This window comes from Pseudomonas sp. LBUM1640 (assembly GCF_059716225.1).
In genome coordinates this window covers 4,946,131-4,965,180 of record NZ_CP166816.1, presented here as the reverse complement: position 1 = coordinate 4,965,180, position 19,050 = coordinate 4,946,131, and the positions used below count along the sequence as shown (strand labels likewise).

Genomic DNA, 19,050 nt, shown 5'->3' with positions numbered 1-19,050 from the left:
ATTCTTGATCAAGGAGCGAGCAAGTGGCTGAGATTCATATGGACCCTGATGTGTTGTCGGGTTTGCAGGAGGTTATGGAGGGCGAGTATCCCAAGCTGCTCGATACCTTTCTGGACGATTCGCAGAAGCGCGTCGAGGCGTTGCGCAAGGCGCGCGATGATGCCAAGGCGTTGGGGCGGATTGCGCATAGCTTTAAAGGTAGCAGTGGGAACCTTGGGGCGGTGCGGTTGGCGCAGTTGTGTCAGCGGCTGGAAGCGGAGTCTGTTGAGTCTACGGCGGACTTGGGCGCCTTGGTTGATCAGATTGATCATGAGTTTGCTTTGGTTCGGCCGATGTATGAGTCGGAGCGGGAGCGGTTTCAGCTTTAGGTAGGTTGAGTACATATCCATTTCTGCGGTAACGGCCGCTTAGGGTTCCGCTCTTACAGCGGGTCACTTTTGGCAAACGCCCGGAATGCCGGCCCAGCCAAAAGTAACCAAAAGGTCTTTGCCCCACCACTCGGTGCCTCGCCTAGGCTCGGCATGCCCTCACTCCGGCTTGAATCCGTGGGCCGCCGCGATGGGCCATCCCTGGCCCAGCGCGGCTAACCCGGCGTCCTGCCGGGTTACCCACGGATTCAAGCCTGCGTTCGGCCATCGTGGTTAACGGGGCCTGTCAGATCAAGATCAAAATCTACAGCACGGCGGCCTAGTAGCCGACCTGAGTGGTTGAAGCAAAAGCAGGGCAAAAGCACAGCAAGAACAGATCAAAAGCAGGGCTGCTTTTCTGTGGGAGCTGGCTTGCCTGCGATGCAGACACCTCGGTACATCAGGCATACCTAGCTGATGCCATCGCAGGCAAGCCAGCTCCCACCTTTGACCGAGTACACACATCTACCTGATGTACTGAGCTCAAAATGTGGGAGCGGGCTTGCTCGCGAATGCGGTGTGTCAGTTACAAATAAACTGACTGAAACACCGCATTCGGGCAAGCCCCTCCCACATTTAACCCAGTTCAGCTTCCAAGAGCAGGTCGGCTGCCAGGCCGCCTTGGCTTTGCTTTTGATTCAACCACTCAGGTCGGCTATTAGGCCGCCGTGCTGTAGATCTTGATCTTGATTTTGATCTTAGGCGCCCCGTTAAACCACGCTGGCCTCACGCAGGCTTTGGAGCGGGGGTAAACCGGCAGGACGCCGGTTTAGCCGCGCTGGGCCATGGATGGCCCATCGCGGCGGCCCCCGCTCCAAAGCCTGCGTGAGGGCACACCGAGCCTAGGCGAGGTGCCGAGTGGTGGGGCAAGAGCCTTTTGGTTACTTTTGGGCTCTTTTCAAAAGTGACCCGCTGTAAGAGCGGAACCCATCTCAGCCGTTACGCAAATAACGGATATACACACAAAACCATAAACCTGGCCCAACTCTTGCTCTACCTCCATGACTGCATCCCCGATCCCCAATGCAGTGGAGACCTTTACCTATGCCAGTCGCCCCGAATTCGCTCCTTCAGGCTGCCCCCGCGGCCAAGCCTCAAGCGCCTGCCGCCACCCCTGCGGTAGCGGCTGCGGACCCGCGTGACAAGGGCCAGGGCTTCGCTCAAGTGTTTGCCAACCAAGGCTCGAAACCCACGGTAAAGACCGACGACACCCCGGCTAAACCCGCGAATAACAAGCCTTCCGACACCAGCGCCAAACCTGCGGCCAGCAACGACAAGCCTGCCGCCAGCACGCCAGCGGTTGCCGATAGCGGCAATTCCTTGCCTGCCAAGCCGCCTGCCACCTCCGACGACAGCGCCAGCAGTGACGACGACAAACCCACTGACCCGTCCCTGGTGCAGGAACCCCCCGTTGACCCGGTCGTCGACCCGGCCTTGATTGCCACCGTCACACCGGTTGCCGTTCCCGTGCCCGTAGAAACCCCGGCCCCGGTAGCCGCGACCAAGGGCGACAAGGCCCTGCCGGTCGCCGCAGCACCCGTCGCCGCGACAGAGGATGCCAAGCAACCGTCGTTCGACCCGGCAGCCGACCCACTGGATTCGATGCCGGCCGTGCGCCTGGCCATGGAGCAGGGCGGTCACGTCTCAGCCAGCAGCCAGACGTCGCAGAAGGCCGCACCGGCGCCGACCCAGGACCAGCCCACCGCCGCGCAGAATTTTGCCGCCGGCCTGGCCAATATGGTCGACCAGCAAGCCACCAAAGACAGCACTGACCAGGGCGGCGACAAAGCCTTCAGCGGCTTGATCGAAGGCGGCCTCAAAGATCTGAAAGACGCCAGCAGCGACACCCGCGTCGATGACTTCGCCAACCGCCTGGCCGCCCTGACCCAGGCCGCCACGCCGAAGACCGCGAATGCGTTGCCACCGGTCGCGAATGCGCCGTTGGCCATGCACCAGAGTGGCTGGACCGAGGAAGTGGTCAACCGCGTGATGTACCTGTCCAGCGCCAACCTCAAGTCGGCAGAGATTCAGTTGCAGCCGGCCGAGCTTGGGCGTCTGGATATCAAGGTCAACATGACGGCGGACCAACAAGCTCAGGTCACCTTCATGAGTGGTCACGCGGTGGTACGTGAAGCGTTGGAAACCCAGTCCGGCCGATTGCGCGAAATGTTTGCCCAGCAGGGCATGGGGCAGGTCGACGTTAACGTCTCCGACCAGTCCCGCGGCTGGCAAGGGCAGGGCCAGGAACAACAGCAACAGAACCAGGCACGTGGCGTGAGTGGCAGCGGTGGTCGCGGCGATGGCGGTGATGCCGGTGATCACGCTGAAGTGGCAGCGGCGGTCGCGCCGGTGACCCAGACGATAGTTGGCTCCAGTGCCGTCGATTACTACGCCTGATCTGAGCCCAACACAGGTCTAAATGTGGGAGCGGCGGTGCGACGATTCGACTTGCTCGCGAAAGCGCAGTGTCAGTCAAAAGATTCATCGACTGACCCACCGCATTCGCGAGCAAGTCGAATCGTCGCACCGCCGCTCCCACATTGAACTGTGGTGTTTCATCCATCCCCCATCAGCAGACAACTCTGGCATAACACTTGCTCTTGCCTTTCCGTAGATCTATGAATCCCAGAATAGTGACGGATTATTGGCATGGCGAAGAGCGACGACGCAGCAACTCCCCCCGCAGGCAAAGGCAAGCTCAAGCTTATCCTGTTGATCGTGCTGGGCCTGCTCCTGGCCATTGGCGCCTCGATTGGCGGCACCTGGTACATCATGCACAGCAGTGCTAGCAAACCGGCGCCCGCCGCCGAAACCGCCAGTAACGTCAAGCAACCGGCAATCTTCGAACCGATGCTGCCGGCCTTTGTTGCCAACTTCAATCAGAACGGCCGTCAGCGCTACTTGCAGGTGAGCATCACCTTGCTGGCGCGTAACCAGGCGGACCTGGATGCGCTCAAAGTGCACATGCCGGTGATCCGCAACAACCTGGTGATGCTGTTCTCCGGGCAAAGCTTCGACAGCTTGGCAACCCCGGTCGGCCAGGAAATGCTGCGTCAGAAGGTCACTGCCAGCGTGCAGGAAGTGGCCCAGAAAGAACTCGGCAAAGTCGTGGTCGAGCAGGCGCTCTTCACTAACTTCGTATTGCAGTAGGATCACGACATGGCCGTGCAAGACCTGCTGTCCCAGGATGAAATCGACGCGCTGTTGCATGGCGTCGACGATGGTCTGGTACAGACCGAAATGGCTGCCGAACCCGGTAGCGTCAAAAGTTATGACCTGACCAGCCAGGATCGCATCGTCCGTGGACGCATGCCGACGCTGGAGATGATCAACGAGCGTTTCGCCCGCTACACCCGTATCAGCATGTTCAACATGCTGCGCCGTTCGGCGGACGTGGCGGTGGGCGGCGTGCAGGTGATGAAGTTCGGCGAGTACGTGCACTCGCTGTACGTGCCCACCAGCCTCAACCTGGTCAAGATCAAGCCGCTGCGCGGCACCGCGCTGTTCATCCTCGACGCCAAATTGGTGTTTAAGCTGGTGGACAACTTCTTCGGCGGCGACGGCCGTCACGCCAAGATCGAAGGGCGTGAATTCACCCCCACCGAGTTGCGCGTGGTGCGCATGGTGCTGGAGCAGGCCTTCATCGACTTGAAGGAAGCCTGGCAGGCGATCATGGAAGTCAATTTCGAGTACATCAACTCGGAAGTGAACCCGGCCATGGCCAACATCGTCGGCCCCAGCGAAGCCATTGTGGTCTCCACCTTCCACATCGAACTCGATGGCGGTGGCGGCGACCTGCACGTGACCATGCCGTACTCGATGATCGAACCGGTGCGCGAGATGCTCGACGCCGGTTTCCAGTCCGACCTGGACGACCAGGACGAGCGCTGGGTCAAGGCCCTGCGCGAAGACCTGCTCGACGTCGACGTACCTTTGAGCGCCACTGTGGCCCGTCGCCAGTTGCGTTTGCGCGATATTTTGCACATGCAGCCGGGGGACATCATTCCCGTCGAGTTGCCGGAAGAACTGATCATGCGCGCCAACGGCGTGCCGTCATTCAAGGTCAAGCTGGGTTCCCATAAGGGCAACCTGGCGCTGCAAGTGGTTGAGCCGATCAACCGCCGCTGATGCACCCCCAATTATGATTGTTTGCTTCGCCGAGGACATGTAATGGCTACCGAACACGAGAACACTTCCGCCGAAGACCAGGCCCTGGCTGACGAATGGGCTGCGGCCCTGGAAGAAACCGGCGATGTTGGCCAGGACGATATCGACGCGCTACTGGCCGCCGATGCCGCCACCGCGCCGGCCGGCAACCGCCTGCCGATGGAAGAATTCGGCAGCGTGCCGAAGAACAACGACCCGGTGACCCTCGATGGCCCGAACCTGGATGTGATCCTCGACATCCCGGTGTCGATTTCCATGGAAGTGGGCAGCACCGAAATCAATATCCGCAACCTGCTGCAGCTCAACCAGGGTTCGGTGATCGAGCTCGACCGCCTGGCCGGCGAGCCGCTGGACGTGCTGGTCAACGGCACGCTGATCGCCCATGGCGAGGTGGTGGTGGTCAACGAGAAGTTCGGCATCCGCCTGACGGACGTGATCAGCCCGAGCGAACGCATCAAGAAGTTGCGCTGATATGAAGTATTCGATGGCGGGACTGTTTCTGGCGCTGCCATTGAGCGCCCTGGCGGCTGAGCCGGTCGCGCAAGCGGCGGCTGCGGCGCCCGTAGTCAGCAGTGGCATCGGCGGGCAATTGACCCAGCTGGTGCTGGGCCTGTTGCTGGTGGTCGGTTTGATTTTTGTGCTGGCCTGGTTGATGCGCCGCGTGCAGCGCATCGGCCCGGGCAATGGCCAGGTCATCGAGATGATCGGCTCGCGCGCCCTTGGCCCGCGTGATCGCTTGGTGCTGGTGCAGGTCGGCGAGGAACAGATTCTGCTGGGTATCACGCCTGGCCGCATCACCCCGCTGCACGTGCTCAAGTCGCCGGTGGAGGTGGTCAAGACCGAGGCTGCCACGCCAGAATTCGCCCAGCGCCTGATGGAGTTGCTGGGCAAGGATCAGAAGGATAAGAAGTAATGCGCGTTTTATTGACGCTCATGCTGTTGCTGGCCGCGCCGTTGGCGTTTGCGGCCGACCCGTTGTCGATCCCGGCGATCACGCTGGGCACCAACGCCGCTGGCGCCCAGGAATACTCGGTCAGCCTGCAGATCCTGCTGATCATGACCGCGCTGAGTTTTATCCCGGCGTTTGTCATGCTGATGACCAGCTTTACGCGGATCATCATCGTGTTCTCGATTTTGCGTCAGGCCCTGGGCTTGCAGCAGACACCGTCGAACCAGATCCTGACTGGCATGGCTTTGTTTTTGACGCTGTTCATCATGGCGCCGGTGTTCGACAAGGTGAACCAGCAAGCCCTGCAGCCGTACCTGGCGGAGAAGCTCACCGCCCAGGACGCGATCGACAAGGCCCAAGGCCCGATCAAGGACTTCATGCTGTCGCAGACCCGCTCCAGCGACCTTGAGCTGTTCATGCGCTTGTCCAAGCGCACCGACATCGCCACCCCGGATCAGGCGCCGCTGACCATTCTGGTGCCGGCCTTTGTCACCTCCGAATTGAAGACTGCGTTCCAGATCGGCTTCATGATTTTCATCCCGTTCCTGATCATCGACCTGGTGGTGGCGAGCGTGCTGATGGCCATGGGTATGATGATGCTCTCGCCGTTGATTATTTCGTTGCCGTTCAAGATCATGCTGTTTGTGCTGGTGGACGGCTGGGCGCTGATTATCGGCACGCTGGCCAGCAGTTTCGGCGGGGTGTAGCGCCATGACTCCAGAAGTAGCCGTCGACCTGTTCCGTGAAGCGCTGTGGCTGACCACCATGATGGTCGCCGTGCTGGTGGTGCCGAGCCTGTTGGTCGGCCTGCTGGTGGCGATGTTCCAGGCCGCGACCCAGATCAACGAACAGACCCTGAGCTTCCTCCCGCGTTTGCTGGTGATGCTGATCACCTTGATCGTCGCCGGCCCGTGGCTGGTGCAAACCTTTATGGAATACATCCTGCAGCTGTACGGCAGTATTCCGCAGTTGATCGGCTGACCGCATGCAATCTGTGCTGGCCTTGACCGACACCCAGATCAGCACCTGGGTGGCGTCTTTTATTCTGCCGATGTTCCGCGTCACGGCGGTGCTGATGACCATGCCGGTGTTCGGCACCACCTTGGTCCCACGGCGCATTCGCCTGTATTTCGCGTTCGCCATCACTGTGGTGATCGTGCCCGGCCTGCCGCCGATGCCGCCGGTGAATGCCCTCGATCTCAGTGCGTTGTTGCTGATTGCCGAGCAAATCCTCATTGGCGCGCTGTTGGGCTTCTCGCTCACGTTGTTCTTCCAGGCGTTTGTGATCGCCGGGCAAATCATCTCGATTCAGATGGGCATGGGCTTCGCGTCCATGGTCGACCCCACCAACGGCGTGTCGGTGGCGGTGATCGGGCAGTTCCTGACCATGCTGGTGACCTTGCTGTTCCTGGCCATGAACGGCCACCTGGTGGTGTTCGAGGTCATGACCGAAAGCTTCATCACTTTGCCGGTGGGCTCCGGGCTGGTGGTCAACCATTTCTGGGAGTTGGTAGGGCGCCTCAGCTGGGTGCTGGGCGCTTCGCTGTTGCTGGTGTTGCCGGCAATCACCGCGCTGCTGGTGGTCAACATCGCGTTTGGCGTGATGACCCGCGCGGCGCCGCAGCTGAACATTTTCTCGATTGGTTTCCCGCTGACCCTGGTGTTGGGCATGGGGATTTTCTGGATCGGCATGGCTGACATTCTCAATCAGTATCAACCGCTGGCCAGTGACGCCTTGCAGTTCTTACGTGACTTGGCACGGGCGCGTTGAGCCATGGCCGAGAGCGAGAGTGGTCAGGACAAAACAGAAGACCCCACGGAGAAACGTAAAAAGGACTCCAGGGAAAAGGGCGAGATCGCGCGCTCCAAAGAACTCAATACCCTGGCCGTGATGCTGGCTGGCTCGGGTGGCCTGTTGATTTACGGCGGTGGTTTGGCGCTGGACATGATGGAGTTGATGAAACTCAACTTCTCGCTGCCCCGCGAGGTGCTGCTCAGCCCCGGCGCCATGGGCCATTACCTGCTGCACTCGGGCAAAATCGCGATTCTGGCGGTGCAGCCGGTGCTGATCACCTTGTTGCTGGCGGCATTGATTGGGCCGGTGTCCCTCGGCGGCTGGTTGTTTGCTGCGGGCAGCATGGCGCCTAAGTTCAGCCGGATGAACCCTGGCCCTGGGCTCAAGCGCATGTTCTCCACCAAGGCGCTGGTGGAACTGCTCAAGGCGCTGGCGAAATTCATCCTGATCCTGTTTGTGGCGCTGACGGTATTGTCGTCCGACATCGACGACTTGCAACGCATCGCCCATGAGCCGCTGGAGTCGGCGATCATCCACAGCGTGCAAGTGGTGGGCTGGAGTGCGCTGTGGATGGCCTGTGGGCTGATCATCATCGCCGCCGTGGATGCGCCGATCCAGCTGTGGGAAAGCCACAAAAAGTTGCTGATGACCAAGCAGGAAGTGCGCGACGAGCACAAAGACCAAGAGGGTCGCCCCGAGGTCAAACAACGCATCCGCCAGCTGCAGCGCGAAATGTCCCAGCGCAAGATGATGGCGGCGGTGCCGGACGCCGACGTGGTCATCACCAACCCGACGCACTATGCGGTGGCCCTCAAGTACGACCCGGAGAAGGGCGGCGCACCGATGTTGCTGGCCAAGGGCAGCGACTTTACCGCGCTGAAAATCCGCGAAATCGCTGTGGCCAACGACATTCTGCTGCTGGAGTCGCCGGAGTTGGCGCGCTCGATCTTCTACTCCACGGATCTGGATCAGGAAATCCCTGCGGGGCTGTATTTGGCGGTGGCGCAGGTGTTGGCCTATGTCTATCAGATCCGCCAATACCGCGCGGGCAAGGGCAAGCGGCCTGACCCGCTCAAAGACCTGCCGATTCCACCGGACCTGCGTCGCGACTCTTGAGCCATCCTGCGCCGACGCCATCGCGGGCAAGCCCGGCTCCCACCCTTGAACGCATTCCCCTGTGGGAGCCGGGCTTGCCCGCGATAACGGTATAACAGCCAACGCCTGCCATCTGTCTAAACCCCGGCCTTACCTGTCAACTTTGACAGTACCCATTGCACGGCCTTCACTGTTTGATAGAGCGGCGAGGCGCGCCTTTATGCGCGGCTCGGGAGAGCGATCATGGACAGGGGTACGGTCAGGTGGTTCGACGCAGTCAAGGGCATTGGTTTTATTGCCCGGGACCGCGATGGCAATGCGGTGCCCGTTCAGTCGGCGGGCGATAAATGCAGTGCAGTCGATGTGTTGCCGGCGCCGCCCAAGGCGCGAAAATCTCGCAAGCGAAAAACATAATCCGAGGCCTGATCCGGCGCCGTTCAAGAACCTGAATACACTGCCTGTGGCGAGCGGGCCTGCCCCGGTACGCAGTTGCCACCCATCCTCTACCATCCGTCGGCAACCCCCGTCTACCTGTCAACTTTGACAGTAGCCAGCGCCGCTTTCTCGCGGTTCCATGACACCACACTGCGCACAGGTAGTTGCGAGATGCAGGGGGGGGGCGGTGATGGAAGCGGTAACGGGCACGATCAAGTCGTATAGCCGAAAAACCGGAGAAGGCTTGATTGCTCTGGATGATGGCGAAGAACCCGTGCATGTGGACCTAAAGAGTTCGGGAGGGGTTTGGCTGAAAAAGGGCCTGCGCGTGCAATTCGCGAGGATCCATCGGCCCAAAGGCATCTTTGCCTCCCATATCAAGATTATTTAGCGACGTGCGTGCGGGTCTCGAGCGCGATGTGAGGAGAAGGGCAATGGCAAAAGGCACGGTGAAATGGTTCGACGCGGAAAAGGGCTTTGGGTTTATTACGCCAAATGATGGGGCCCCGGATGTTTTCGTCCACTATTCGGCAATCACTGCGGGTGGGTTCAAAACCCTGGCAGAGCACCAAGAGGTAGAGTTCGATACTGCTCAGGGACAGAAAGGGCCGCAGGCCGAAAATGTGAAGGCTTTATGATTGATCGTTCCCACGCTCTGCGTGGGAATGCATCCCGTGACGCTCCGCGTCACCGCTGCACATCGGGACGCAGAGCGTCCCCGGCGGCATTCCTTTGCTGCGCGTGGGAACGATCAGTATCAGCTTTTCGGCCTAGGGTTTGTCCTGCATTGCTGCGGATGACGGCTCTCGGTCATCCAGCAGTCGATCAGCCAGCAACTTCGCTACCTCAATCAACTGCGCAATGCCCAGCGCGCCTTCTGTGAACCTTTTAGATCAAAGGCGAAATCGCAGGTCAGTGCGTGGGTGGAAGCCAGGGTTTCGGTGAGGTTGACCAGAAGGTCTTCGGTGCTGATGCCGTCGATGAGGGTGAAGAGCACGGTGGGGGCGTTTTGTGTGGTTTTGGACATGGCGTCGCTCCGTGGAAAGAAATAAGAGAGCCCCTTGATATTGCGAGCCGCGACGCCCGACCGCTGTGTTTGCAGCGGTGTGCGGAGACTAGAGAGCGAGTTTCCTAGGGACTACCTCAAAACCCTGTCGGAAATTTCGTTATCTCTACCGGTGAACACGTGTGGCGAGGGAGCTTGCTCCCGCTGGGGTGCGAAGCGCCCCCAATTCCTGTGTATGCGGTTTACCAGATGAACCGCACCGGCTGGGTTTGGGGCTGCTGCGCAGCCCAGCGGGAGCAAGCTCCCTCGCCACAATGGGGCTGATCTGGCCGGGAATGCAAAAGTTGGAAGGCTTCTTGCAATACCGCTTCCAGGACGCCTCTCAGCGTCAAAACTTTGCTTCAAGGAACACGAGGAATACCGGTGGTAGATCGCTCTCAAATGCTCAACACGGCCCGTGGCACCCTGACTGACTTGTCGCGGGGCAACCTGGGTGTGCCGTTGTTGTTGCTGGTGATGCTGGCAATGATGATGTTGCCGATGCCGCCGTTCCTGCTCGACGTGTTTTTCACCTTCAACATCGCCCTGTCTGTCGTCGTGCTGCTGGTCTGCGTTTACGCCCTGCGGCCGTTGGATTTCGCCGTTTTCCCGACCATTTTGCTGATCGCGACCCTGCTGCGCCTGGCGCTGAACGTGGCGTCCACGCGGGTGGTGATGCTGCACGGCCAGGACGGCCACGCCGCTGCCGGTAAGGTGATCCAGGCCTTCGGTGAGGTGGTGATCGGCGGTAACTATGTGGTGGGTATCGTGGTGTTCGCGATCCTGATGATCATCAACTTCGTGGTGGTGACCAAGGGCGCCGGGCGGATTTCCGAGGTGAGCGCGCGGTTTACCCTCGACGCCATGCCCGGCAAACAAATGGCCATCGACGCCGACCTCAACGCCGGCCTGATCGACCAGAACCAAGCCAAATCCCGTCGCCTGGAAGTCGCCCAGGAGGCCGAGTTCTACGGCTCCATGGACGGCGCGAGCAAATTCGTGCGCGGTGACGCCATCGCCGGCCTGCTGATTCTGTTCATCAACCTGATCGGCGGGATGGCGGTCGGTATCTTCCAGCACGGCATGACCTTCGGCGATGCGGGCAAGGTGTACGCCTTGCTGACCATCGGTGACGGTTTAGTGGCGCAATTGCCATCACTGTTGTTATCCACAGCGGCGGCCATCATGGTCACCCGTGCTTCGGGCTCCGAAGACATGGGCAAGCAGATCAGCCGGCAGATGTTCGCCTCGCCCAAGGCGCTGGCCGTGGCCGCTGGCATCATGGCGATCATGGGCATCGTGCCGGGCATGCCGCACGTGTCGTTCCTGAGCATGGCGGCCATGGCCGGCGGCGGTGCGTACCTGTTCTGGCGCAAGCAGAACCTGGTCAAGGTCAAGGCCCAACAGGAAGTCGCCCGACAGCAGGACTTGCTGCCATCCCCGGCCCGCGCCCAGGAAACCAAGGAGCTTGGCTGGGATGACGTGACCCCGATCGACATGATCGGCCTGGAAGTCGGCTACCGCTTGATTCCGCTGGTTGACCGCAACCAGGGCGGCCAATTACTGGCGCGGATCAAGGGTGTGCGCAAGAAGCTGTCCCAAGACCTGGGCTTCCTGATGCCCACCGTACATATTCGCGACAACCTTGACCTGGCGCCCAGCGCCTACCGCCTGACCCTGATGGGCGTGATCCTCGCCGAAGCCGAGATTTACCCCGACCGCGAACTGGCGATCAACCCTGGGCAGGTATTCGGCACGCTTAACGGCATCACCGCCAAAGATCCGGCTTTTGGCCTGGAAGCGGTGTGGATCGAAGTCAGCCAGCGCAGCCAGGCACAATCGCTCGGTTACACCGTGGTCGACGCCAGCACCGTGGTCGCCACCCACCTCAACCAGATTCTCTACAAGCACTCCCACGAGCTGATCGGCCACGAGGAAGTCCAGCAATTGATGGGTTTGCTGGCCAAAGCCTCGCCAAAATTGGCCGAAGAGCTGGTGCCGGGCGTGCTGTCGCTGTCGCAGTTGCTCAAGGTGCTGCAAGCCTTGCTCGCCGAACAGGTGCCAGTACGCGACATTCGCAGCATCGCCGAGGCCATCGCCAACAATGCCGCCAAGAGTCAAGATACTGCCGCGCTGGTGGCGGCGGTGCGCGTCGGATTGTCCCGCGCAATCGTGCAAAGCATTGTAGGTATTGAGTCTGAGCTGCCTGTTATCACCTTGGAGCCAAGGTTGGAACAGATATTGCTCAATAGTATTCAGAAGGCCGGACAAGGCCAGGAAGAAGGCGTTCTGCTGGAGCCAAGCATGGCGGAAAAACTGCAGCGCTCGTTGATCGAAGCGGCGCAGCGCCAGGAGATGGCGGGTCACCCGGTGATTCTGCTGGTAGCAGGCCCGGTCCGCGCGATGTTGTCGCGGTTTGGACGCCTGGCAGTACCGAATTTGCACGTTTTGGCTTATCAGGAAATTCCTGACAACAAGCAAGTGACTATCGTCGCGACAGTAGGGCCCAATGGCTGAGGTAGTGGGATATGCAAGTTAAGCGTTTTTTCGCCGCCGATATGCGTCAGGCCATGAAACTGGTACGTGATGAGCTGGGCGCCGATGCCGCGATTATCGGTAATCGCCGTATTGCCGGCGGTGTCGAGCTGACGGCTGCGCTGGATTACACCCCCTCGGCCCTGGCGCCGCGCGTGCCGAACATGGAGCTTGAAGACGAACTGCGCAAGACCGCCTCGCGCATTGTCTCGGCCCAGGCTGAACTGAGCATGCGCGGCGACAGCGACGCCACCACCAATCGTCAACTGTTCGCCGGCCTGCCGCTGACCGCTGCCGAGCCGCTGGTTGAACCGACATTCAAAGAACCGCCACGTCCTGCAGCGCCAGCCCCGGCCGCCGCAGTCGATCAGCGCGTGTTCGATTCGATGCGTTTTGAACTCAATGGCCTGCGTGAGCTGCTCGAAGTGCAGCTGGGGTCACTTGCGTGGAACCAGTTGCAAGGCAGCAAGCCGCAACAGGCCAACCTGTGGCGTCGCCTGCAACGGATCGGCCTGTCCGGCCCGTTGTCCCGCGACCTGCTGGCGCTGACCGCCGAAGTTGAAGAGCCGCGCCAAGCCTGGCGCATGTTGCTGGCGCACTTGGCGCGCATGATCGTCACCCCGCAAATCGAACCCCTGGAAGAGGGCGGTGTGATTGCCATGGTCGGCCCTGCCGGCATGGGCAAAACCACCACGTTGGCTAAGTTGGCGGCGCGTTATGTGCTCAAGTACGGCGCGCAGAATATCGCGCTGGTGAGCATGGACAGCTACCGCATTGGCGCCCAGGAGCAGCTCAAGACCCTGGGCCGCATCCTCAATGTGACGGTGACTCACGTCGACCCGGGCCAGTCCCTGGCCAATGCCCTCGACCCACTGCTGCGCAAACGCGTGGTGTTGATCGATACTGCCGGCCTGCAAGCCAGTGACCCGGCGTTGCGCATGCAGCTGGAAAGCCTGGCCGGGCGTGGCATCAAGTCAAAAAATTACCTGGTGCTTGCAACCACCAGCCAGAAACAGGTTCTTACCGCTGCCTACCACAGCTACAAGCGTTGTGGCCTGGCCGGTTGCATCCTCACCAAGCTCGACGAAACCGCGAGCCTGGGCGAAGTGCTGAGCCTGGCCATCAGTCATGAATTACCGGTCGCCTACCTGACCGACGGGCCGCGGATCCCGGATGATCTCCATCTGCCGCGCCGTCATCAGTTGGTCAGCCGTGCTGTCAGCGTGCAAATGCAAGAAGAGCCTAGCGAGGAAGCGATGGCCGATATGTTCGCCGACCTTTACCACAACCCCGCAAAACGGGTGGGGTGAGGGCAGGATGAGCGCCGTGAAATGTATCTACATCGATGGTCTGCAAGCGATTCACGCGGCCAAGCCATGTAGCCTGCGTCTAAGCAAGACAAGGTAAAGAAATAAAATGGGCAGCATGCATCCCGTACAGGTGATCGCGGTGACCGGCGGCAAAGGTGGCGTCGGAAAAACTAACGTGTCAGTGAATTTGTCCCTGGCCCTGGCAGAGCTTGGCCGTCGCGTCATGCTGCTGGATGCTGACCTGGGCCTGGCGAACGTCGACGTTTTGCTGGGGCTGACACCCAAACACACCCTTGCCGATGTGATTGAAGGCCGCTGCGAGCTGCGCGATGTGCTGCTGCAAGGCCCCGGTGGCATTCGCATCGTGCCGGCCGCCTCGGGCACCCAGAGCATGGTGCACCTGAGCCCGGCGCAGCATGCCGGCCTGATCCAGGCCTTCAGCGATATCGGCGACAACCTCGACGTGCTGGTGATCGACACCGCCGCCGGCATCGGCGAGTCCGTGGTCAGCTTCGTACGCGCAGCGCAAGAAGTGCTGCTGGTGGTCTGCGACGAACCCACCTCGATCACCGACGCGTACGCGCTGATCAAACTGCTTAACCGTGACTACGGCATGAACCGCTTCCGCGTGCTGGCCAACATGGCCCAAAGCCCGCAGGAAGGGCGAAACCTGTTCGCCAAGTTGACCAAGGTCACGGATCGCTTCCTCGATGTCGCCTTACAATACGTTGGCGCAGTTCCCTATGACGAGTGCGTACGCAAGGCTGTGCAAAAGCAGCGTGCAGTCTACGAAGCGTTCCCTCGTTCGAAATGCGCACTGGCGTTCAAGGCTATTGCCCAGAAGGTCGATACTTGGCCGTTGCCTGCCAACCCTCGGGGGCATCTGGAGTTTTTCGTCGAGCGATTGGTGCATCAGACGAGCGCAGGACCGGTGCTATGACATCCAGCGGCTACAACCTTTACAAAAAGTCGGCACGTGACAGCCAAGGCGAATTGATCGAGCGCTACGCGCCCCTGGTCAAGCGCATTGCCTACCACCTGCTGGCACGCCTGCCAGCCAGCGTGCAGGTCGAAGACCTGATCCAGGCCGGCATGATCGGTTTGCTCGAAGTGTCGACCAAATACGACGCGAGCAAAGGTGCGAGTTTCGAGACGTATGCGGGTATCCGCATTCGTGGCGCGATGCTCGATGAGGTGCGTAAAGGGGATTGGGCGCCGCGTTCGGTACACCGCAACACGCGAATGGTCAGTGACGCAATTCGCGCAATTGAAGCAAAAACCGGTCGTGACGCTAAAGATCATGAAGTTGCGGCCGAACTCCAATTGAGTCTCGACGATTACTACGGGATTTTGAACGATACCTTGGGCAGCCGCCTGTTCAGTTTCGACGACCTGTTGCAGGACGGCGAACACGAAGGGCTGCACGAGGACGGCGCGAGTGCACATCTCGAGCCGTCGCGCGATCTGGAAGATGAACGTTTCCAGAGTGCGTTGGCGGAAGCGATTGCCAATTTGCCGGAGCGTGAACGGCTGGTGTTGGCGCTGTACTACGACGAAGAGCTGAACCTCAAGGAAATCGGTGAGGTCCTGGGGGTCAGCGAATCACGTGTCAGCCAGTTGCACAGCCAGTGCGCAGCCCGCTTGCGGGGGCGATTGGGAGAGTGGCGCGCGCGCTGACAGGCAGTGTGGGGACACTGCAGACGCTACCGCGAAGGCTTCACGCCTTCGCGGGTTCGTACCGTGGTGCCCTGGGCAGTCCTTTTTGTGTAACGCCTGTTGATTGAAATGGCGCGTCCAGGTGCTGGGCGCGTTTAAGACTGCTTGGAGGTCGAATTGGACAAGAACATGAAAATCCTCATCGTTGATGACTTCTCAACGATGCGGCGGATCATAAAAAACCTGTTGCGTGACCTTGGGTTCACCAACACGGTCGAGGCGGATGACGGCATTACGGCGATTCCGATCCTCAACAGCGGGAGCATCGACTTTCTGGTAACCGACTGGAACATGCCGGGCATGACCGGCATCGATTTGCTGCGTCACGTGCGCGCCGATGAAAAGCTGCGCAGCTTGCCTGTGTTGATGGTGACCGCCGAAGCCAAGCGTGAACAGATCATCGAAGCCGCCCAAGCTGGGGTTAACGGTTACGTGGTCAAGCCATTCACTGCACTGGCCTTGAAAGAGAAGATCGAAAAAATCTTCGAACGCATCGGTCATTGATGCTGCCACGGGGGAGCTATGGAGCATAAAGAATCATCGCAGGCCGATTTTGAATCGACCCTGAAAAAGCATGCTCACCAGTTGGTCGAAAGCCTTGAAAAAGGCCAGTTCGGCGACGCGGTGCAGTTAATCCATGAGCTCAACCAGACCCGTGACCGCGGCCTGTACCAGGAAGTGGGCAAGCTCACACGCGAGCTGCACAGTGCGATCGTCAATTTCCAGATTGACCCGCATATGCCCCAGGCCGAAGAAATTTCGCAAATCACCGATGCCACCGAACGCCTGTCCTACGTGGTCAGGCTGACTGAGGCGGCGGCCAACCGCACCATGGACCTGGTGGAAAACGCAACGCCCTTGGTCAATGGCATGGCCACCGAAGCTCAGGCTCTGAGCGTTGACTGGGGTCGCTTCATGCGTCGGGAAGTGGGCGCGGAAGAATTTCGTGAACTGGCGCGTCGGGTCGACGGGTTTTTGTCGCGCAGCGAGCAGGAAAACCGCACGGTTGCCAGCAACCTCAATGACATTCTGCTCGCCCAGGATTACCAGGACCTCACCGGTCAAGTGATCAAGCGCGTGACCCAACTGGTCACCGAAGTGGAAAGCAACCTGCTCAAATTGGTGCTCATGGCCGGCCAAGTTGATCGTTTTGCCGGCATCGAACATGACCGCGAAGCGATCCTCTCGGAAAAAGATCCACAAAAACATCTCGCCAAGGGTGAAGGTCCGCAGATTCATGCCGATAAACGTGAAGACGTTATGTCAGGTCAGGATGACGTAGATGACCTGTTATCCAGTTTAGGCTTCTAAGGAGCACCCACATGAGCTTCGGCGCCGATGAAGAAATCCTTCAGGATTTCCTTGTAGAGGCCGGCGAAATTTTAGAGCAACTGTCCGAACAACTGGTCGAGCTGGAAAGCCGCCCGGATGATGCGAACCTGCTCAATGCAATTTTTCGCGGTTTTCACACTGTAAAAGGGGGCGCCGGCTTCCTCCAGCTCCATGAGCTGGTGGAGTGCTGTCACATCGCCGAGAACGTGTTCGACATCCTGCGCAAGGGTGAACGCCACGTCGACTCGGAACTGATGGACGTAATTCTCGAAGCACTGGATGCGGTCAACGGCATGTTCAGCGAAGTGCGCGAACGTGCACCGATCACTGCCGCCACCCCGGAACTGCTGGCCGCCCTGGCGCGCCTGGCGGAACCTGCTGACACCGCGGCTGCGCCGGTGGTGGAAGCGGCGCCAGTGGCCGAGCCGGAAGCGGACGTGACCGACAGCGAGTTCGAACAGCTGCTCAACTCCCTCAGCGCCGTGAAGGCCGAGGCGCAAGCGGCAGTTGCGCCGCAAGCAACGCCTGCAACGCCGACCAGCGAAGACATTACCGACGATGAGTTCGAGTCCTTGCTCGACCAGTTGCATGGCAAAGGCCAGTTCGCCGCCGACGCGGTGGCACCTGCCGCTGCTGCGCCCGCGCCGGCTGCTGCTACCAGCACCGACATCACCGACGACGAATTCGAAGCGTTGCTTGACCAACTGCACGGCAAGGGCACGTTTGCTGCCGATGCCTTGCCGGAAGTTGCCGCGACCGCCGCAGCGCCAGCCGCCAGTGCGCCACCTGCCAGTGCAGCACCTGCTGGCGACGGGCTGATCTCGGATCACGAATTCGAAGCCCTGCTCGACGAATTGCATGGCAAAGGCAAGTTCACCGAGGTGGCCCCGGCCGCTGCGGCGACCGCCACACCTGTCGCGCAGAAACCCGCGCCGGCCAAGGCCGCCGCACCTGCTGCTGCCGCCAAACCTGCTCCAGCTCCAGCTCCAGCGGCCGCCCCGGCGCCTGCGCGTGCTGCGGCGGCGCCGGTGGCCGAAAAACCTGCCAGTGAAGCCGAAACCACCGTGCGCGTTGATACCGCACGCCTGGACGACATCATGAACATGGTCGGCGAACTGGTGCTGGTGCGTAACCGTCTGGTGCGCCTGGGTCTGAACAGTGGCGATGAAGCCATGCAGAAGGCCGTGTCGAACCTCGACGTGGTCACCGCTGACTTGCAGACCGCCGTGATGAAAACGCGGATGCAGCCGATCAAGAAAGTCTTCGGCCGCTTCCCGCGTCTGGTTCGCGACCTGGCTCGCCAGCTCAAGAAAGAGATCAACCTGGAACTGGTGGGTGAAGAAACCGACCTCGACAAAAACCTTGTCGAGGCCCTGGCCGACCCGCTGGTCCACTTGGTGCGCAACGCCGTCGACCACGGCGTCGAAACCCCGGAAGAACGCGAAGCCTCGGGCAAGTCCCGCAACGGCAAGGTGATTCTGGCGGCGGAGCAAGAGGGCGACCATATCCTGCTGTCGATCACCGATGACGGCAAAGGCATGGACCCGGCGATTCTGCGCAATATCGCGGTCAAGCGCGGCGTGATGGACAAGGACGCCGCCGACCGCCTGACCGACACCGAGTGCTACAACCTGATCTTCGCCCCAGGCTTCTCGACCAAGACCGAGATCTCCGACGTGTCGGGCCGTGGCGTGGGCATGGACGTGGTGAAGACCAAGATCAGCCAGCTCAACGGCTCGATCAACATTTACTCGACCAAGGGCCAGGGCTCCAAGATCGTCATCAAGGTGCCGTTGACCTTGGCGATCATGCCGACCCTGATGGTGATGCTGGGCAACCAGGCGTTCGCCTTCCCGCTGGTCAACGTCAACGAGATCTTCCACCTCGACCTGTCGCGCACCAACGTGGTGGACGGCCAGGAAGTGGTGATCGTGCGTGACAAGGCGTTGCCACTGTTCTACCTCAAGCGCTGGCTGGTGGCTTCGGCCAAGCATGAAGAGCAGCGTGAAGGCCATGTGGTGATCCTCTCCGTGGGCACTCAGCGGATCGGCTTTGTCGTCGATCAACTGGTGGGCCAGGAAGAAGTCGTCATCAAGCCTTTGGGCAAAATGCTGCAGGGAACCCCGGGCATGTCGGGTGCGACCATCACCGGTGACGGTCGGATCGCGCTGATTCTCGATGTTCCGAGCATGCTCAAGCGTTACGCCGCACGGCGTATTTGATTCTGGTGGGGCAGGGCGGTAATGCCCGCCCCGCCTAACGGA

General features: G+C 60.4%; 18 protein-coding genes and 1 pseudogene. 18 read left to right on the top strand and 1 reads right to left on the bottom strand.

Annotation, left to right across the window (positions count from 1 at the left end; translation table 11 throughout):
* Window positions 1-23: 23 nt before the first annotated feature.
* The 11 genes from ACA065_RS21790 (at window position 24) to ACA065_RS21740 (ending at window position 9,486) form a co-directional block, all read left to right on the top strand.
* The gene (locus ACA065_RS21790) at window positions 24-368 is read left to right on the top strand and encodes an Hpt domain-containing protein (protein ID WP_497691468.1); all 345 of its coding nucleotides are present in this window, start codon (window positions 24-26) and stop codon (window positions 366-368) included.
* Window positions 369-1,451: 1,083 nt separating this feature from the next.
* Window positions 1,452-2,804, top strand: a complete 1,353-nt coding sequence (locus tag ACA065_RS21785; protein WP_497691467.1) for a flagellar hook-length control protein FliK — start codon at window positions 1,452-1,454, stop codon at window positions 2,802-2,804.
* Window positions 2,805-3,056: 252 nt separating this feature from the next.
* Window positions 3,057-3,557, top strand: coding sequence for a flagellar basal body-associated protein FliL (gene fliL, locus ACA065_RS21780; RefSeq protein ID WP_497691466.1), 501 nt, complete (start codon window positions 3,057-3,059; stop codon window positions 3,555-3,557).
* A 9-nt stretch (window positions 3,558-3,566) separates the two neighbouring features.
* A complete protein-coding gene (gene fliM, locus ACA065_RS21775) occupies window positions 3,567-4,535 on the top strand; it encodes a flagellar motor switch protein FliM (protein ID WP_497691465.1) in 969 nt (322 codons plus the stop codon).
* 42 nt (window positions 4,536-4,577) lie between these two features.
* On the top strand, window positions 4,578-5,045 hold the full coding sequence (gene fliN / locus ACA065_RS21770; RefSeq protein ID WP_033900765.1) for a flagellar motor switch protein FliN: 468 nt from the start codon (window positions 4,578-4,580) through the stop codon (window positions 5,043-5,045).
* Between the two features lies 1 nt (window position 5,046).
* Window positions 5,047-5,487 carry a flagellar biosynthetic protein FliO gene (fliO, locus tag ACA065_RS21765; RefSeq protein ID WP_497691464.1) on the top strand — a complete coding sequence of 147 codons (441 nt, stop codon included), beginning with the start codon at window positions 5,047-5,049 and terminating at the stop codon, window positions 5,485-5,487.
* Window positions 5,487-6,230: a flagellar type III secretion system pore protein FliP gene (fliP, locus tag ACA065_RS21760; RefSeq protein ID WP_053257296.1), complete on the top strand. Its 744-nt coding sequence runs from the start codon at window positions 5,487-5,489 to the stop codon at window positions 6,228-6,230. The genes fliO and fliP overlap by 1 nt, the downstream gene beginning before the upstream one ends.
* A gap of 4 nt (window positions 6,231-6,234) precedes the next feature.
* Window positions 6,235-6,504: a flagellar biosynthesis protein FliQ gene (fliQ, locus tag ACA065_RS21755; RefSeq protein ID WP_003214552.1), complete on the top strand. Its 270-nt coding sequence runs from the start codon at window positions 6,235-6,237 to the stop codon at window positions 6,502-6,504.
* Between the two features lie 4 nt (window positions 6,505-6,508).
* A complete protein-coding gene (fliR, locus tag ACA065_RS21750; protein WP_497691463.1) occupies window positions 6,509-7,294 on the top strand; it encodes a flagellar biosynthetic protein FliR in 786 nt (261 codons plus the stop codon).
* A gap of 3 nt (window positions 7,295-7,297) precedes the next feature.
* The gene (flhB, locus tag ACA065_RS21745) at window positions 7,298-8,434 is read left to right on the top strand and encodes a flagellar biosynthesis protein FlhB (protein WP_497691462.1); all 1,137 of its coding nucleotides are present in this window, start codon (window positions 7,298-7,300) and stop codon (window positions 8,432-8,434) included.
* Window positions 8,435-9,282: 848 nt separating this feature from the next.
* Window positions 9,283-9,486: a cold-shock protein gene (locus ACA065_RS21740; protein ID WP_497691461.1), complete on the top strand. Its 204-nt coding sequence runs from the start codon at window positions 9,283-9,285 to the stop codon at window positions 9,484-9,486.
* A 132-nt stretch (window positions 9,487-9,618) separates the two neighbouring features.
* Here ACA065_RS21740 and ACA065_RS21735 read toward each other — a convergent pair.
* Window positions 9,619-9,875, bottom strand: a pseudogene (locus ACA065_RS21735) (DUF6124 family protein).
* A gap of 420 nt (window positions 9,876-10,295) precedes the next feature.
* Between ACA065_RS21735 and flhA the strand changes: the two are divergent.
* The 7 genes from flhA to ACA065_RS21700 all read left to right on the top strand — a co-directional run bounded on the left by flhA (window position 10,296) and on the right by ACA065_RS21700 (window position 19,008).
* The gene (gene flhA / locus ACA065_RS21730) at window positions 10,296-12,410 is read left to right on the top strand and encodes a flagellar biosynthesis protein FlhA (protein ID WP_497695399.1); all 2,115 of its coding nucleotides are present in this window, start codon (window positions 10,296-10,298) and stop codon (window positions 12,408-12,410) included.
* Window positions 12,411-12,421: 11 nt separating this feature from the next.
* Window positions 12,422-13,738: a flagellar biosynthesis GTPase FlhF gene (gene flhF / locus ACA065_RS21725; RefSeq protein WP_497691460.1), complete on the top strand. Its 1,317-nt coding sequence runs from the start codon at window positions 12,422-12,424 to the stop codon at window positions 13,736-13,738.
* A 106-nt stretch (window positions 13,739-13,844) separates the two neighbouring features.
* The gene (fleN, locus tag ACA065_RS21720; RefSeq protein WP_003192912.1) at window positions 13,845-14,678 is read left to right on the top strand and encodes a flagellar synthesis regulator FleN; all 834 of its coding nucleotides are present in this window, start codon (window positions 13,845-13,847) and stop codon (window positions 14,676-14,678) included.
* Window positions 14,675-15,415: an RNA polymerase sigma factor FliA gene (fliA, locus tag ACA065_RS21715; RefSeq protein ID WP_017134957.1), complete on the top strand. Its 741-nt coding sequence runs from the start codon at window positions 14,675-14,677 to the stop codon at window positions 15,413-15,415. Before fleN ends, fliA begins: the two co-directional genes overlap by 4 nt.
* 168 nt (window positions 15,416-15,583) lie before the next feature.
* Window positions 15,584-15,958 carry a chemotaxis response regulator CheY gene (locus tag ACA065_RS21710; RefSeq protein ID WP_005790040.1) on the top strand — a complete coding sequence of 125 codons (375 nt, stop codon included), beginning with the start codon at window positions 15,584-15,586 and terminating at the stop codon, window positions 15,956-15,958.
* 18 nt (window positions 15,959-15,976) lie between these two features.
* Window positions 15,977-16,765: a protein phosphatase CheZ gene (locus ACA065_RS21705; RefSeq protein ID WP_083357509.1), complete on the top strand. Its 789-nt coding sequence runs from the start codon at window positions 15,977-15,979 to the stop codon at window positions 16,763-16,765.
* Between the two features lie 11 nt (window positions 16,766-16,776).
* Window positions 16,777-19,008 carry a chemotaxis protein CheA gene (locus ACA065_RS21700; RefSeq protein WP_497691459.1) on the top strand — a complete coding sequence of 744 codons (2,232 nt, stop codon included), beginning with the start codon at window positions 16,777-16,779 and terminating at the stop codon, window positions 19,006-19,008.
* The last annotated feature ends 42 nt before the right edge of the window (window positions 19,009-19,050 follow it).

Bases quoted from the DNA above. Each gene is read 5' to 3' on its own strand.
- fliR (WP_497691463.1), top strand. From the start codon at position 6,509: ATGCAATCTGTGCTGGCCTTGACCGACACCCAGATCAGCACCTGGGTG.
- fliQ (WP_003214552.1), top strand. From the start codon at position 6,235: ATGACTCCAGAAGTAGCCGTCGACCTGTTCCGTGAAGCGCTGTGGCTG.
- fleN (WP_003192912.1), top strand. From the start codon at position 13,845: ATGGGCAGCATGCATCCCGTACAGGTGATCGCGGTGACCGGCGGCAAA.
- flhB (WP_497691462.1), top strand. From the start codon at position 7,298: ATGGCCGAGAGCGAGAGTGGTCAGGACAAAACAGAAGACCCCACGGAG.
- fliN (WP_033900765.1), top strand. From the start codon at position 4,578: ATGGCTACCGAACACGAGAACACTTCCGCCGAAGACCAGGCCCTGGCT.
- fliP (WP_053257296.1), top strand. From the start codon at position 5,487: ATGCGCGTTTTATTGACGCTCATGCTGTTGCTGGCCGCGCCGTTGGCG.
- fliM (WP_497691465.1), top strand. From the start codon at position 3,567: ATGGCCGTGCAAGACCTGCTGTCCCAGGATGAAATCGACGCGCTGTTG.
- flhA (WP_497695399.1), top strand. From the start codon at position 10,296: ATGCTCAACACGGCCCGTGGCACCCTGACTGACTTGTCGCGGGGCAAC.
- ACA065_RS21740 (WP_497691461.1), top strand. From the start codon at position 9,283: ATGGCAAAAGGCACGGTGAAATGGTTCGACGCGGAAAAGGGCTTTGGG.
- ACA065_RS21785 (WP_497691467.1), top strand. From the start codon at position 1,452: ATGCCAGTCGCCCCGAATTCGCTCCTTCAGGCTGCCCCCGCGGCCAAG.
- ACA065_RS21705 (WP_083357509.1), top strand. From the start codon at position 15,977: ATGGAGCATAAAGAATCATCGCAGGCCGATTTTGAATCGACCCTGAAA.
- fliL (WP_497691466.1), top strand. From the start codon at position 3,057: ATGGCGAAGAGCGACGACGCAGCAACTCCCCCCGCAGGCAAAGGCAAG.
- flhF (WP_497691460.1), top strand. From the start codon at position 12,422: ATGCAAGTTAAGCGTTTTTTCGCCGCCGATATGCGTCAGGCCATGAAA.
- ACA065_RS21710 (WP_005790040.1), top strand. From the start codon at position 15,584: ATGAAAATCCTCATCGTTGATGACTTCTCAACGATGCGGCGGATCATA.
- fliO (WP_497691464.1), top strand. From the start codon at position 5,047: ATGAAGTATTCGATGGCGGGACTGTTTCTGGCGCTGCCATTGAGCGCC.
- ACA065_RS21700 (WP_497691459.1), top strand. From the start codon at position 16,777: ATGAGCTTCGGCGCCGATGAAGAAATCCTTCAGGATTTCCTTGTAGAG.
- fliA (WP_017134957.1), top strand. From the start codon at position 14,675: ATGACATCCAGCGGCTACAACCTTTACAAAAAGTCGGCACGTGACAGC.